Raw genomic sequence first — 14,709 nt, forward strand, 5'->3', positions numbered from 1 at the left:
ATGCCGCTCCAGAAAATCGACGACATCGAGAAGCTGAAGAAGATCAACGCCGCCCTGGTCAGCCGCGTCGAGCGCTCGATGGATCAGCAGGGCAACGCCTTCTCTTTGTTCCAGACCGCGATCTCGCTGGAGAACCGGGTGCGCACCCGCACGGAGGAACTGCATGCGACGCTGCGGCGGCTTGAGCAGTCGAACGTCGATCTCGTCGCGGCCAAGGAAACGGCCGAGCTGGCGAACCTTTCCAAGACCAGGTTCCTCGCCGCCGCCAGCCACGACGTGCTGCAGCCGCTCAACGCCGCTCACCTGTCGGTCTCGGCGCTGGCCGAAGTCCAGACCAGCGATGAGGGCAGAAAGCTGGTGCGCCAGGTCGAGCGCTCGCTGGAGACGATGGAAGACCTGCTGCGCACGCTTCTCGACATCTCCAAGCTCGACGCCGGCGTGGTACAGCCCGAAATCGGCGATGTCAGCCTGGAGGCACTGTTTTCCTCCCTGCGCTCGGATTTCCTGCCCGAAGCGGAGAAGAAGTGCCTGTCGCTGAAGTTCCGGCCGGTCAATGTCGTCGTCCGCTCCGACCGCACGCTGCTGCGCCGCATCCTGCAGAACATCCTGTCCAACGCGCTGCGCTACACCCGCTCCGGCGGCGTTCTGGTAGGCACCAGGCATCGCGGCGACACGATACGCATCGATGTAGCCGACACCGGCTGCGGCATCCCGGACGACCAGCGCGAGGCGGTGTTCGAAGAATTCCACCGCGGAACGTCCACCCTGACGGACGCGGGCCTGGCAGGCGGCCTTGGCCTTGGCCTCGCTATCGTGCGCCGCATGGCGGCCGCGCTCGGGCATCCCGTCACCTTTTCCTCGAAGGTCGGACGCGGCACGATCTTCCACATCGACGTGCCGGTTGGAATGCTCCAGGCGACCGAGCAAGCCACGGGCGCCGGCGACATGGAACGTCCGCGCGGCTACGGTCTGTTCGGCACCAAGGTGCTGCTGGTCGAGAACGACGCCGATGTGCTGAGCGCCATGACCTCGCTGCTCGAGCGCTGGCAATGCCTGGTGCGCGCCGCGACCTCGACTGACGACGCGCTCGACCTCATCGGCGACACCGCCTGGGTGCCCGACATCATCATCGCCGACCAGCATCTCGACGGCGGCGACCTCGGCACGGCCACGATAGCCGAAGTGCGCGACTATCTCGGCCGCCCCGTGCCGGCGCTGATCGTCACCGCCGACGGCTCCGAGCTCGTCGCCAAAGCCGCCCGCGCCGCCGGCATCGAGCTGATGCGCAAACCGCTGAAACCGGCGCAACTGCGCGCGCTATTGGCGCATCTTCTGGCTTAGAAACCCTCAAAACCCCGCCTGGTCCCGGAACAGCTCCGCATTGTCGAGCTTCGAGACCTCGATCACCGCTTGCGTCCGGCTATACACATTGAGCTTGCGCAAAATCTCCGAGACATGGGCCTTCACCGTGGTCTCGCCCACCTGCAGCTCATAGGCGATCTGCTTGTTGAGCATGCCCTGGCGCAGCATCTGCAGTACCCTGAGCTGCTGCGGCGTCAGCCTGGCCAGGCGCTGCACCATGTCGGCGCGATCGGTGCTGTCGGGGTCCGGCGGCTGTCCCTCGTAGTTTTCCGGCACATAGACGGCGCCGTCCATCACCGAGCGGATGGCGGCGGCGAGGTCGCTCTTGCGCGCCGATTTCGGGATGAAGCCGGCCGCGCCATAGGACAGCGCCTCGGAAATGATCTTCGGCTCCTCATAGCCCGACACGATCACCACCGGCAGCCGCGGATAGCGGGTCCTAAGCTGCAACAGTCCCTCGAAACCGTGCACGTCGGGCATGCTGAGATCGAGCAGCGCGAGGTCGAACGGCTTTGCGTCTGCAAGGAGCTCGATCGCTTCAGCGATCGAGCGCGCCTCGACCGTGTCGACGTCCGGATAGGCCATCTGCACGGCGCTGTGCAGCGCCTCGCGAAACAGCGGATGGTCGTCGATGATCAGGAAGCGGGCGCGATCGTTGACGGCGGTCATTGCATTGGTTCGGGCATCGGTTCGGTTTCAGCCGGCACAGGATAGTCCCGTGACCATCGCCAGATTATTGGCAAATAGTATATCGCCCGATGATACCGCGCATTGTCGTGCAAACGACAGGGCCAATGTTTTCAGGGCCATAGAGCCTTGCCCGTCCGTCGAAATCGGCCGAAGGTGCAAACGATCCATGCCAGCGCAGAGACAGCCCATGCCAGACTTCGTCCTCCCTCCGCCCGCGATCGCTTCGGTAGCCGTCGCCGGCTCGGCGGAGCGGTTTGCCGTGCGCCGCATCTTCTGCGTCGGCCGCAATTACGCAGCCCATGCGCGCGAGTTCGGCAATGACGAGCGCGATCCGCCCTTCTTCTTCACCAAGCCGGCCGACGCCGTGGTCGACAGCGGCGCGGATATCCCCTACCCGCCTTTGACCGCCAATCTCCATCACGAGATCGAGCTGGTCGTCGCGATCGGCAAGGCTAGCTTCCGTATCCCTCGTACCGAGGCGCTTGCCCATGTCTGGGGCTACGGCGTCGGCGTCGACTTGACCCGCCGCGACCTGCAGGACCAGGCCAAGAAAGCCGCCCGCCCTTGGGATTGGTCGAAGGCCTTCGACTGCTCCGCGCCCTGTGGCCCGCTGGTTCCGGCAGCAAGGTCAGGCCATCCCGACAGGGGCCGCATCTGGCTCGCAGTCAATGGTGACGTAAGACAGGATGGCGATCTCGCCGAGCTGATCTGGCCTGTCGCCGATGTCGTCTCGATCTGCAGCGAGGCGATCGAGCTTCAGCCAGGCGACCTGATCTTCACCGGCACGCCGGCCGGCGTCGGCGCGGTTGAGGCGGGCGACAGGATCACCGGCGGCGTCGACGGTATCGGTACGATCGAGGTCACGATCGGCCAGCCGAGGTGCTGATCCGATGAGCGACCTAGTCCTTCACAATTACTATCGCTCCTCCACCTCCTACCGGGTGCGGATCGCGCTGGAGATGAAGGGGCTTAGCTACACCTATGTGCCGCATCATTTGCGCCACGGCGAGCATCTCGAAGCCGCCTATCTCGCGGTCAACCCGCAAGGTCTGGTGCCGGCGCTGGTGCTGGACGGCGGCACGCTTTTGACCCAGTCGCTGGCGATCATCGAATACCTCGACGAGATCGCGCCCGAGCCGCCGCTGCTGCCGAAGGACGCTTTGGGACGCGCCCGCGTCAGGATGCTGGCGCAGATGATCGCCTGCGACATCCATCCGGTGAACAATCTGCGCGTGCTCACCTCACTGCGCACACTGTTCGGCGCCGGCGACGAAGATGTCGTCAACTGGTTCCGGCACTGGGTGAACGAAGGTTTCCAGCCGCTTGAAAAGATCCTTGCCTCGTCGCCCGCGACCGCCACATTCTGCCATGGCGATTCGCCGGGGCTGGCCGATATCTGCCTCGCCGCCCAGGTCACCAACAACGCCCGCTTCGGCGTCGACATGGCGCCCTACCCGGTCATCTCGCGCATCCACGCCGCCTGCATGGCGCTGCCGGCCTTCCAGAAAGCCGCGCCGCAGAACCAGATCGATGCTGAATAATCCGCTGAAGGACTTCCCATGAAAGCTGTCGTCTTTGAAAAATTCGGTGAGACGCCGACCATCCAGACCGTGCCCGACCCGAAGCCGGCGACGGATGGCGTTGTCATCAAGGTCGAGGCGACCGGGCTGTGCCGCAGCGACTGGCATGGCTGGATGGGCCATGACGACGGCATCACGCTGCCGCATGTCCCTGGCCATGAACTGGCCGGCTTCGTCGTCGCCGCTGGCAAGCAGGTGAGCCGCTGGAAGGCCGGCGACCGCGTCACCGTGCCGTTCGCCGTCGGCTGCGGCCGCTGCTTCGAGTGCAACTCCGGCAACCATCAGGTCTGCGAGCACCAGACGCAGCCGGGCTTCACCGCCTGGGGCTCGTTCGCCGAATATGTCGGCATCGAGCATGCCGACACCAATCTCGTGCGCCTGCCGGACGAGATGGAATTCGCCACCGCCGCCAGCCTCGGCTGCCGTTTCGTCACCTCCTTCCGCGCCATCGTCGACCAGGGCCGGGTGACGCCCGGCGAATGGGTGGCGGTGCACGGCTGCGGCGGCGTCGGCCTGTCGGCGATCATGATCGCCAGCGCCATGGGCGCCAATGTCATTGCCATCGACCCTACCGACGAGAAGCTGGAGTTCGCCAGGAAGATCGGCGCAGTGGCGACGATCAACGCTTCGACGACGCCAAACGTGGTCAAGGCGGTCAAGCAGATCACCAACGGTGGCGCGCATATGTCGATGGACGCGCTCGGCCACCCGACGACATGCTTTAACTCGATCGCCAATCTGCGCCGGCGCGGCCGCCACGTCCAGGTCGGACTGATGCTCGCCGAGCATGCCCGCCCGCAGGTGCCGATGGACAAGGTGATCGCCTTCGAGCTTGAAATCCTCGGCAGCCACGGCATGCAGGCCTATCGCTATACCGCTATGATGGAGATGATCCGCACCGGCAAGTTGAAGCCCGAGCTATTGGTCGGCAAGAAGATCAGCCTCGAGGAAGCGCCTGCCGCGCTGATGGCCATGGGCGGCTTCGAAGGCATCGGCATCGGTGTGGTGACGAAGTTTCAGTAAGAGTCCTACCGCGCGAACTTCTTCGCCCCGAACACGCAGGCCACCACGCCGAGCGTGACGACCACCATCAGCGGACGGACCTGCTCGTGCAGCAGCGTCGCCGCCAGCGCTAGGCCGAAGAAGGGCTGCAGCAGTTGCAGCTGTCCTACGGCGGCGATGCCGCCTTGCGCCAGGCCGCGATACCAGAACACGAAGCCGATCAGCATGCTGAACAGCGAGACATAGGCAAGGCCGATCCACGCGCCGGTGCCGACGCTGGCGAAGGACGGCGGCAAAAACACGATACTCAGCACCAGCATGACCGGCAGCGAGATCGCCAGCGCCCAGCAGATCACCTGCCAGCCGCCAAGCCTGCGCGACAGCGCCGCGCCCTCGGCATAGCCCAACCCGCAGACGATGATGGCTGCGAGCATCAGGCCGTCGCCGACTGGCGACGCGGTCACGCCTTGCGTCAGGGCGAAGCCCGCGACGAGCGCGCTGCCAACGCACGAAAACAGCCAGAAGGCCGGCCTTGGCCGGTCGCCGCCGCGCAGCACGCCGAAGATCGCAGTCGCCAGCGGCAACAGGCCAACGAAGATGATGGAATGAGCAGTGGTGACATGCTTCAGCGCCAGCGCGGTCAGCAGTGGAAAGCCGACCACCACGCCCAGCGCAACAACCACCAGCGAGGCGAGATCGCCGCGCTCCGGGCGTTTCTCGCGGAACAGCACCAGCATCACAATGCCGAGCAATCCGGCGATCGCCGCACGGGCCGAGGTTAGGAATGTCGGATCGAAATCCATCACCGCCACATGCGTTGCCGGCAGCGAGCCGCTGAAGATAAGCACGCCGACGAAGCCGTTCACCCAGCCGCTCGCAGTCTTGTCCATCCGAGGCTCCGTTGTTTCGGCGTCTATCGGACGGATTCCTATGGCTCCGCCAGAGACAATGGAGTACAATTCGATCAAACTGTAATGGCATTCCGAACGGTACGGATGGCTGACCTCACTCTGGAAATTGACGGTGCCCGCACCCTCGTCGAGGGCGTCATGGCGGCGATCCGCCACCGGATCGCCGCACGCACGCTGACGCCTGGAGCCCGGCTGCCGTCGATCCGGGCGCTGGCCAAATCCATGCGGGTTTCGAAATCGACCGTGGTCGAAGCCTATGACCGGCTTGCCGCGGAAGGCACGATCCGCTCGCGGCCGGGTTCCGGCTTCTACGCCGCCGGCCAGCTTGCGCCGCTGTCGCTGGCAGAGATCGGCCCGCGGCTCGACCGCGAGGTCGATCCGCTCTGGGTGTCCAGGCAGTCGCTGGAGGCCGGCGACGAGATGCTGAAACCAGGCTGCGGCTGGCTGCCGGCTTCCTGGATGCCGCAGGCGGCCTTGCGCCGGGCGCTGAGGAATGCGGCCCGCGCGGACGACGCGGCGCTTGCCGACTACGGCACACCGCTCGGCCTGCCGCCGTTGCGCCAATTGCTGGCACGGCGCATGGCCGATCACGGCATCGAGGTCTCGCCAGACCAGATCATGCTGACCGACAGCGGAACCCAGGCCATCGACCTCTTGTGCCGGTTCCTGCTTGAGCCAGGCGACGCGGTGCTGGTCGATGATCCCTGCTATTTCAACTTCCACGCCTTGCTGCGCGCCCATCAGGCCAAGGTCGTCGGCGTGCCCTACATGCCCTCAGGACCGGATATCGAGCTCTTTGCGCAGGCACTCGCCGAGCATCGGCCGCGCCTGTACATCACCAATTCCGGCATCCACAACCCGACCGGCGCGATCCTGTCGCCGGTCACCGCGCACCGGCTGCTGAAGCTTGCCGACCAGGCGGAGCTCACCATCGTCGAGGACGATATCTTCGCCGATTTCGAACATACCCCGGCCCCAAGGCTCGCGGCCTTCGACGGGCTGCAGCGCGTCGTCCAGATCGGCTCCTTGTCCAAGACGCTGTCGGCCTCGGTGCGTTGCGGCTATATCGCCGCGCCCCGAGACTGGATAGATGGTCTTGCCGATCTCAAGATCGCCACGACGTTCGGCGGCGGACGCCTGTCCTCGGAACTGGTGCTGGCCCTTCTGAGGGACGGCAGCTACCGCAAGCATGTCGAGCAGTTGCGCGCTCGCCTGTCGCGCGCCATGGCCGAGAGCGCCGGCAGGCTGAAGGCGATGGGCATCGTGCCCTGGATCGACCAGCCGGCCGGCATGTTCCTGTGGTGCCGCCTGCCCGACGGCATCGACGCCGCCGATGTCGCCCGCCACGCGCTGGCGGACAACGTCGTTCTTGCGCCCGGAAACGCCTTCAGCCTGTCGCATACCGCTGGCCGCTTCATGCGCTTCAACGTCGCCCAATGCGGGGATGAGCGAATCTACAGAGTGCTCGAAAGAGCGATTGCCGCATCCCGCCGCAAACTCGGATAGCCTCTGGGTCTGTCGAGATTCAGGTCAGGCCGAGCCGAGAACGGTGGCTTCCGAGAACCGGAGCGGAGCGTACTTGAGTATGTGAGCACCGGCCTACGCCGGCCGTAGCTTGTGACCGCCACATCACTCATGAATGCTTCGGCCGGCGAAGGCCGGAAGCGCAGGAAACCGCCGTTCTCAGGCCGGGGTCACCTGAATATCGGCAGACCTAGGCGCCGGCCCGCTTGCGGCGCTCATACATCATCACCAGCGTCTCGGCTGTCAGCGCCGGCTTCTGCTCGCCTTCGATCTCGACGGTGTTCGCCGCCTTCATCAGATACTGGCCGGGGCCGCGGTCCTCCATGGACAGCAGCGTCGTGCGCAGCCTGATGCGCGCGCCGGACTTCACCGGAGCCAGGAAGCGCACCTTGTCGAATCCGTAGTTGAAGGCGGCCTGCGTGTTTTCCGGCACGATGCCCATTTCCAGCGCCAGCGCGCCGATGATCGACAGCGTCAGATAGCCATGCGCGATCGTGGTGCGGAACGGGCTCTGCCGCTTCGCGCGCTCCGGATCGACATGAATCCACTGATGGTCGCCCGTGCATTCGGCGAACTGGTCGATGCGCTGCTGGTCGACCGTCGTCCAGTCCGACACGCCGATCTCCTGGCCGGCCATTGTCCGCAACTGCTCAAAGGTCGGCGGCGTTCTCGGCCGATTTTCCGTCATTCCTGCTTTCCCGGTGGCTCCTTGCCAGTCTCCCGACCACGAACCGGCGGCTCCTGTCAATTCGCGGCGCCCCGATTTCGCTCCCTAGATGCGCTTTCGCTCATAGAGTTGACGGTTTTGCGGCAGGCAGGAAGCGACCGGCTCGCTCGTTGTTCAGCTTCCTGAACCCGATCCGGAAACAACGGAACCGATGCGCCGATCGTTCACTTCCTGTCGTAGCCGGCGCGGATTTCCGCCATCGCGTCCTTGATCCTGTCGCGCAGGATTTCGATCGATTCGGTGCCGGACTTCTTCACGAGCTCGGCCACCTCGCCGGCGTTCTTCAGGGTTGTCTCGAAGGACTTTCTGGCGAATTCCAACTGCTTTGTCATCAACTCCTGCGGATTGCCGGGAACCTGGTAGTTCTGCGCCATTCGGGTGATTTCGCTAAGCGCATCCTGCATCATCTCGCGCTGGCGAGACAAAACCGAGGTCGCGCCGGCAGCGCCTGCCCTCGCCGACTTCTCGAGCGCCTCGATATTCTTGCGGTGATGATCGAGGATCGCCTGGACGTCGACATTCGGCAGCTTGAGATCGCGGCCGAACCTGCCGAACATGTCCAGGAAAGAGTCGGATTCCGGTTGTTTTGCCATGTCATTGCCTCCCGATCTGCCGCTTTTTGCGGCGCCCACCACGGAGAATAGTGCGCGCCCGGCCCGCGTCAATTGAGGAGAAACAGCGGCTCGACCGTATAGAGCACCAAACCCGCCAGGCCGCCGATCACCATGCCGTTGAAGCGGATATATTGCAGGTCCTTGCCGATGTTGATCTCGATCAGCCGCGTCAGCTGGGTCAGATCCCAGCGCTTGACCTGGTCGGCGATGAATTTCGACACGCCGCTCTTCTGGCTCTCGACGAAGGAGGCCAGCGCCACCACAAAACCCCGGTTCATGTCGGCCCTGATCTGCGCATCGTCGGCCAGATGCCGTCCGACCTCGACGAACATGTTGGCAAGATGCTTGCGGATCATCGAATTTGGCGCATTGGCATCCTGCTCGATGAACACGCGCATGCTTGCCCACGTGTCGCCGGCCAGCGCCCTGACCTCCGGACGAGCAAGAAAATCGCGCTTCAGCTTCTCGGCGCGCCTTGCATATTGCTTGGATGTCCTGAGCCGTTCGATGAAACCGAGCGCGAAACGGTCGAATTCGGCGCGCATCGGATGCTTGGGGTCGGCCCGCACCTCATCGAGCAGCGACCCGGCCGAGGCGACGATCTTCTTCAGGAGATAGGCGTCGGCGCGAAACAGGTTGAAGAGCGAGGGCAATTCCTCGCGGATCTTCTCACGCATCGTCGCCAGGGCCTTTTCGTCGTTCAGGAAACGCCCGACCACCCTGGTGAACTCGTCGAACAGCTTTTGATGGCGGCGGTCGTCGGTGAGCGCCGACAACAGCTCCGCGGCCAATGGCGCCAGCGGAACCTTTTCGATCTGCTCCAGCATGCGACTGGTGACGAAGTCGCGCAGCCCGGACTGTTCGACCGCCCCAAGAGCCTGCGGCACCAGCCGGGCGACGAACCGCGACAGCCCGGCGGCGCGTTCGGTATCGGCCAGCCAGTCGGCGACCAAAGCGGCGAAGTCGACCTCGGCCAGCTTTTCCCGCACCGGCTCGGGCGCGAGGAAATTGGCCTCGATGAACCGGCCGAGATTGTCGGCGATGCGGTGCTGGTTCTCCGGGATGATGGCGGTGTGCGGGATCGGCAGGCCGAGCGGCCGCCTGAACAGGGCCACGACCGCATACCAGTCGGCCAGACCGCCGATGATCGCTGCCTCGGCAAAGGCCGCGACGAAGCCAAGCCATGGATAATTGCCCTGGAACGACTTGGCGAGCGCGAAGACAAGGATGCACAGGCCAAGCGCCGCGGCGGCGATGACCTTGGTCCGCCGCAATGCCGAGAGTTTTGCCTGCGCATCGGCGTCGAATCGAACCGGCGCGAGGGCCTGAACTGACTGTGACATGGAAAGGCCGTTTCCTGTTTTGAACCCGGACTTATCTAATGCCTGCAGCAGCGAAACGCTCGCTCAAAGCGTATGGGCCGTATCCGGTCGCCTTTACGCCCCTACGGCCAAAAAAGTTGACAAGATTATTCAGCTATGTGGCGGTCCAGTCTGGAATTGTTCCAAACTATGGGCCATATTCGGCCCCAAGCTAATGTTTTCGCGAGGACTACCATGCGGCTCACGCGCCAGACCAACTACGCGATGCGCATCCTGATGTATTGCGCCGCAAACACCGACAGGCTGAGCCGCATCCCGGAGATCGCCTCCGCCTATTCGGTTTCGGAACTGTTCCTGTTCAAGATCCTGCAGCCGCTGGTCGAGGCCGGCCTGGTCGAGACGGTGCGCGGCCGCAACGGCGGAGTGAGGCTTGGCCGCCCGGCCGAACAGATCAGCCTGTTCGATGTCGTACGCGTCACCGAAGAGAGCTTCGCCATGGCCGAATGCTTCGAGAATGACGCCGCCGAATGCCCGCTGATCGACAGCTGCGCCTTGAATTCGGCGCTGCGCGAAGCGCTCAACGCCTTCTTCGCCGTGCTCTCCCGCTACACGATCGCCGACCTCGTCGCCGCGCGCCCGAGCGTGCGTCACCTGCTCGGCATCGACCTCCTGGAGCAGCGCGCTCCAGCGGCCTAAGCTAGGCCGCCGATTGCGGCAGCACGAATGGCATGTTGGCCGCCGGCAGCGCGCCAACCTTCAGGCGGCAGTCGAACACTTTCTCGATCAGCTCATCCTTCAGCACGTCCGTTGGTGAGCCGGCAGCCACCAGTTGGCCGCCGTGCAGCACGAAAATGCGGTCGGCATACATGGCCGTCAGGTTGAGGTCGTGCAGGATCGCCACCACGCCGCCGCCGCGGCGGGCGAAATCGCGGGCGATGTTCATGATGATGAGCTGGTGCTTCACGTCGAGGCTGGAGACCGGCTCGTCGAGGAACAGGTAGCGCGGCCTGCCTTCCAGCACCGGCGCCCAGACCTGGCAGAGTACGCGCGCAAGCTGCACCCGCTGCTGTTCGCCGCCCGAAAGCTCCTGGTAGAAGCGGCCGGCAAAGCCCTCGAGATCGACGCGCGCCAGTGCCCGCTCGGGCAAGCGCGCGTCCTCGCACGGCAGCACGCCGGAGCGCCCGCCGATTAGGCCGAGGCGGACGATCTCGCGCACCGTGAAGGGAAAGGAGAGCGAGGTGGACTGCGGCAGCACGGCGCGAAGCATCGCCGCCTCCACCGGCTTCATGGCGGACAGGTCGCGGCCATTGAGGGCGACCGTGCCGGTATAGGAAAACTCGCCCGTCAGCGCCTTGAGCAGGGTCGTCTTGCCCGACCCGTTCGGTCCGATGATTGCCGTTACCTCGCCCGGCCGCGCCGCGAAATCGACATGCGACACGATGCGCTTGCCGCCGATCGCCACCGAGATGTCGCATGCTTCGATCATCGGCGGCTCACAAATCGACGATGCCGCGCTTGCGCAGCAGGATCCACAGGAAGAACGGCGCGCCGGCGACCGCCGTGACGATGCCGATCGGCAGCTCGGCCGGAGCGACGATCGTGCGGGCGACCGCGTCGGTGAGCAGAAGCAGGGAGGCGCCGAGCAGGGCCGAAGCCGGCAGCAGGCAGCGGTTGTCCGGCCCCATCGCGAGGCGCAAGAGATGCGGCACAACGATGCCGATGAAGCCGATGCCGCCGCTGACCGCCACCGACGCACCGACCGCCGCCGACACCCCGACAATGGCCGTGTATTTAAGCCGCTGCACCGGGATGCCGAGATGGCCCGCGGTCGCCTCGCCCAGCGCCAGCGCGTTGAGGCCGCGCGCCAGGAACGGCATGGTTGCCAGTGCCAGCACGATCACCGGCCCGATGGTACCGATCTTCGGCCATGTCGCGCCGGCAAGCGAGCCGAGCTGCCAGAAGGCCAGGTCGCGCAATTGCCGGTCGTCGGCCATGAAGATCAGGATGCCGGTGAGCGCCATGGCAAGGGCGCCGATCGCGAGACCAGCGAGCAGCATCGTGGCGACCGATGTCCGCCCGTGGCGCGTCGCGATGGCGTAAAGCAGCAAGGTCACCGCCAGGCCGCCGAAGAATGCCGCCAGCGGCAAGGCAAGCGCGCCGAGGGCGAGCGTGACAGGCGCAAGCCAGGTCGTGCCGAGTACGATGATCGCCACCGCGCCGAGGCTCGATCCGGCGGAGACGCCGATCAGGCCGGGATCGGCAAGCGGATTGCGGAACAAGCCCTGCATCACCGCGCCGGAGACGGCGAGAGCCGCGCCGATCAGAACGCCAAGCAGGACGCGCGGCATGCGGATGTCATAGACGATCAGCTGGTCGCGGGCGGCGAGCGCCGCATCCGCAGGCGAGGCGCCGGTAAGCCAGTCGCGGATGACGCGAACGGCGGACGCGTCCGAGGCGCCCGACGTCAGCGACAGGAACATGGACAGCGCAAGCGCAAGCGACAGAAGCAGGATGGTGATCCTTGCCCGTGTCGAGCGGTCGCCGTCGGCTGCCGTCACCCTGCCCGCCGCGCCGTCGATCGACTGTTCGGCCATGACTGTTCAGTCCGTGACCTGATTGCCGTAAAGCGAGACGGCAAGGTCGCGGATGGCCTCGGCCGTGCGCGGGCCGAAGCCGAGCAGATAACCCCCATCCATGCTGATGACCTTGCGGGCGGCACCCCCAGGTGTCGAGGCGATCGAGGGATTTGCGAACAGCTCGTCTTCCGAAATCGGCGGACCTGCGTTCTTCATCGTCAGGATCACGTCCGGCCTGGCAGTGACGATCGCCTCGTCGGACATCTGCTTGTAGCCTGAGAAGCCTTCGACCGCATTGACCGCGCCGGCGAGCTTGATGATGCCGTCGCCGGCGGTATCGCTGCCGGCGGCAAGGATCTTGCCGCCCTGCGTCGACAGCACGAACAGGATGCGCTTGCGCTCCTTGATCGACGCCGTCTGCTTCTCGGCCGACTTCAGCTTTGCGTCCATCTCGGCCGCCAGTTTCTCTGCCTTGGCGTCGACGCCGAGCGCCTTGCCGACGACGTGGATCTTCTCGAGGATGCCTTCACGACTGTAGTGTTCCGGTACTTCGATGAAGGGCACGCTCGACTTCTTCAGCACATCGAGCGCTTCCTTCGGGCCACTGCCATGCAGCGCAAGGATTCCAGTCGGGTTGACCGACAGCACGCCCTCCGGCGACAGCGCACGCATGTAGCCGACATCGGGCAGCCTGAGCGCGGCTTGCGGAAAATAGCTTGTCGAATCGCGGGCGACGAGATGCCCTTCCTCGCCGAGCGCGTAGACGATCTCGGTGATGGAGCCGCCGATGGAGGCAATCCGCGAAGTGTCGGAAAAAACGACCTTACTATCATTGGCTTTCGCAGGCAGAACGGCGAAGCCAAGCAGAACGCCGAGCAGCGGCGCGAGCGTCGAGCGGAAACGGAAAACAACACGCATCGGGTCTTGCCTCAAGCAGCGGTCGGGCTGGGTATCCGGGGCAGGTTCTCGGCGAGGAAACGCCAGTCTTCGCGCTCGCCCTCGCCTTCGTGACGCTTGCCGAAGAACTGGATGATCATGCCGCCCTTGGCGTCATAGGCTTCGAGCGAGGTGACATGGCCGTCCTTGGTCGGCTTGCGCACCGCCCAGACCTCATGGATGTGATCGGTCCTCAGATGCAGGTGGAAGGTTACGTCCAGCACGTTGATCCACGGCCCCATCGGCTTGACCGATTTGATCGGGCCGGAATGGATCTGGATGCAACCGCGGTTTCCCACGAAGCACATGATCGGCATCTCGCCTGCCGCCGCGTGGTGGAACATGGCGCCTACGGCATCGTTGTCGAGCAGCCAGGCATAATCCTGGCCGACCATGCGCACCGCCTCGCGGCGGCTGAGCTTCAGCGTCTTCAGCATGCCGAAAAATTGATGCACGTCGGTCATCCGGCTCCAGCGGTCGCGCAGGTCGTCAATGCTGGCAACCGACCCCTGGTTTTCCCTTTCACCTTCCGTCACGCCTGAGGCGATTGCGACAGTCGGTTCCTGGTTCGACGATTCTAGGTTCGCCACCAGCTTCTGGTAGGCATAGAGATTGGACGCGGGCCTCAGATGCACCTTGTGCACAGCCTCGCCAGCCGCATCGAAGAATTGCAGGCTGCGGCGCAGCTCCCCGCCGTCCCGCTTCTCGACGGCAAAGCCATGCGCCCATACTTTCGGGAAGATGCGCAGGTCAATGTTCTCGCCGAGCACCATGGCATTGTGGTTGCCGGTGACGACCTTGTCGTAGACGCCGATCTTCTCGTGCACGGCGCTTTCGTTGCGGGTCAGCGCCATCACCTCGCCGACCGCCTCGAGGCCGGTCAGCAGATCATTGACTCGCGGCTCGACGCGCACCGCGCCGTGGCCGCAATGCGCCGCGACCAGCTCCGCTTCCGAAATGCCGAGTTGGGCTGCGAGATCGCGCTCGCGCATCTTCGGATTGTCTTCCCGTGTCCGCCGGATCTCGCCCGGCGACGGCCTCACGCGCTGGTCCATGTCGTTCACCTGCCCACCTTTGTCCGATCTTGCCTACTTGTTGAGGATCAGCTTGCCCTGGCGGGTGATCTTGAGGCGGTAGAGCGCGCCGTGATGCTCGATGCCGATCTCATGCTCGCCCTGGAACAGCGTGTTGCTGGAGAGCGTACGCACCGCCATCGGAACCCGCTCGTAGCGCATCTGCGTGTCGACTGAACGGCGGACGCGATAGCGGAAGTCATTGGGATTGTGCGTGTTCATCGGGTCACTCCTCTGCTTGCCGGCCGTCTGGCCGGGCGCTTCGTAAATTGCCGATTCAATTCTTGACTAGAATAATCATGTTTACTAGTCAGTGCATTACCGGAGTAAATGAGTCAACATTTAAGACGCCGGACGTGATCAAAAATGCGAGCGAGCCCCGGCCAGCCAGC

16 protein-coding genes are annotated in these 14,709 nt (G+C 64.7%); 6 read left to right on the forward strand and 10 right to left on the reverse strand.

Annotation, left to right across the window (positions count from 1 at the left end; genetic code table 11):
- Positions 1 to 1,341, forward strand: a complete 1,341-nt coding sequence (locus EN853_RS11705) for a hybrid sensor histidine kinase/response regulator (protein WP_127859874.1) — start codon at positions 1 to 3, stop codon at positions 1,339 to 1,341.
- Positions 1,342 to 1,347: 6 nt separating this feature from the next.
- Here the strand turns inward: EN853_RS11705 and EN853_RS11710 are convergent, their stop codons facing one another.
- Positions 1,348 to 2,031, reverse strand: a complete 684-nt coding sequence (locus EN853_RS11710) for a response regulator transcription factor (protein WP_127859873.1) — start codon at positions 2,029 to 2,031, stop codon at positions 1,348 to 1,350.
- Positions 2,032 to 2,239: 208 nt separating this feature from the next.
- Here EN853_RS11710 and EN853_RS11715 point away from each other — a divergent pair, with 208 nt between their 5' ends.
- The 3 genes from EN853_RS11715 to EN853_RS11725 are packed head-to-tail and all read left to right on the forward strand — an operon-like array spanning position 2,240 to position 4,655.
- A complete protein-coding gene (locus EN853_RS11715) occupies positions 2,240 to 2,938 on the forward strand; it encodes a fumarylacetoacetate hydrolase family protein (RefSeq protein ID WP_127859872.1) in 699 nt (232 codons plus the stop codon).
- A 4-nt stretch (positions 2,939 to 2,942) separates the two neighbouring features.
- Positions 2,943 to 3,593, forward strand: a complete 651-nt coding sequence (gene maiA, locus EN853_RS11720; protein ID WP_127859871.1) for a maleylacetoacetate isomerase — start codon at positions 2,943 to 2,945, stop codon at positions 3,591 to 3,593.
- Between the two features lie 18 nt (positions 3,594 to 3,611).
- The gene (locus tag EN853_RS11725) at positions 3,612 to 4,655 is read left to right on the forward strand and encodes a zinc-dependent alcohol dehydrogenase family protein (protein ID WP_127859870.1); all 1,044 of its coding nucleotides are present in this window, start codon (positions 3,612 to 3,614) and stop codon (positions 4,653 to 4,655) included.
- A 5-nt stretch (positions 4,656 to 4,660) separates the two neighbouring features.
- Here the strand turns inward: EN853_RS11725 and EN853_RS11730 are convergent, their stop codons facing one another.
- Positions 4,661 to 5,524, reverse strand: a complete 864-nt coding sequence (locus EN853_RS11730) for a DMT family transporter (RefSeq protein WP_127859869.1) — start codon at positions 5,522 to 5,524, stop codon at positions 4,661 to 4,663.
- A 105-nt stretch (positions 5,525 to 5,629) separates the two neighbouring features.
- Between EN853_RS11730 and EN853_RS11735 the strand changes: the two genes are divergently transcribed.
- Positions 5,630 to 7,051: a PLP-dependent aminotransferase family protein gene (locus EN853_RS11735; RefSeq protein ID WP_127859868.1), complete on the forward strand. Its 1,422-nt coding sequence runs from the start codon at positions 5,630 to 5,632 to the stop codon at positions 7,049 to 7,051.
- Between the two features lie 208 nt (positions 7,052 to 7,259).
- On the opposite strand, the gene EN853_RS11740 is transcribed toward EN853_RS11735, so the two are convergent.
- The 3 genes from EN853_RS11740 to EN853_RS11750 form a co-directional block, all read right to left on the reverse strand.
- Positions 7,260 to 7,757 carry a MaoC family dehydratase gene (locus tag EN853_RS11740; RefSeq protein WP_127859867.1) on the reverse strand — a complete coding sequence of 166 codons (498 nt, stop codon included), beginning with the start codon at positions 7,755 to 7,757 and terminating at the stop codon, positions 7,260 to 7,262.
- Positions 7,758 to 7,960: 203 nt separating this feature from the next.
- The gene (locus EN853_RS11745; RefSeq protein WP_127859866.1) at positions 7,961 to 8,389 is read right to left on the reverse strand and encodes a phasin family protein; all 429 of its coding nucleotides are present in this window, start codon (positions 8,387 to 8,389) and stop codon (positions 7,961 to 7,963) included.
- 68 nt (positions 8,390 to 8,457) lie between these two features.
- Complete coding sequence (locus tag EN853_RS11750) at positions 8,458 to 9,753, reverse strand: DUF445 domain-containing protein (protein WP_127859865.1); 1,296 nt, start codon at positions 9,751 to 9,753, stop codon at positions 8,458 to 8,460.
- Between the two features lie 213 nt (positions 9,754 to 9,966).
- Between EN853_RS11750 and rirA the strand changes: the two genes are divergently transcribed.
- A complete protein-coding gene (gene rirA / locus EN853_RS11755; RefSeq protein ID WP_127859864.1) occupies positions 9,967 to 10,428 on the forward strand; it encodes an iron-responsive transcriptional regulator RirA in 462 nt (153 codons plus the stop codon).
- A 1-nt stretch (position 10,429) separates the two neighbouring features.
- Here rirA and EN853_RS11760 read toward each other — a convergent pair whose 3' ends face one another.
- From EN853_RS11760 to hemP, 5 genes are read right to left on the reverse strand one after another with little or no spacing between them, the layout of a single operon-like run.
- Entirely contained in the window at positions 10,430 to 11,218 is a 789-nt protein-coding gene (locus EN853_RS11760) for a heme ABC transporter ATP-binding protein (protein ID WP_127859863.1), read from the reverse strand.
- Positions 11,219 to 11,225: 7 nt separating this feature from the next.
- A complete protein-coding gene (locus EN853_RS11765; protein ID WP_127859862.1) occupies positions 11,226 to 12,326 on the reverse strand; it encodes an iron ABC transporter permease in 1,101 nt (366 codons plus the stop codon).
- 6 nt (positions 12,327 to 12,332) lie between these two features.
- Positions 12,333 to 13,226, reverse strand: coding sequence for a hemin ABC transporter substrate-binding protein (locus EN853_RS11770; protein ID WP_127859861.1), 894 nt, complete (start codon positions 13,224 to 13,226; stop codon positions 12,333 to 12,335).
- 11 nt (positions 13,227 to 13,237) lie between these two features.
- Complete coding sequence (locus EN853_RS11775) at positions 13,238 to 14,299, reverse strand: hemin-degrading factor (RefSeq protein ID WP_127859860.1); 1,062 nt, start codon at positions 14,297 to 14,299, stop codon at positions 13,238 to 13,240.
- A gap of 33 nt (positions 14,300 to 14,332) precedes the next feature.
- The gene (gene hemP / locus EN853_RS11780; RefSeq protein ID WP_127859859.1) at positions 14,333 to 14,539 is read right to left on the reverse strand and encodes a hemin uptake protein HemP; all 207 of its coding nucleotides are present in this window, start codon (positions 14,537 to 14,539) and stop codon (positions 14,333 to 14,335) included.
- Positions 14,540 to 14,709: the final 170 nt, after the last annotated feature.

It is taken from the genome of Mesorhizobium sp. M1C.F.Ca.ET.210.01.1.1 (assembly GCF_004791585.1).
Taxonomy (GTDB): Bacteria; Pseudomonadota; Alphaproteobacteria; order Rhizobiales; family Rhizobiaceae; genus Mesorhizobium.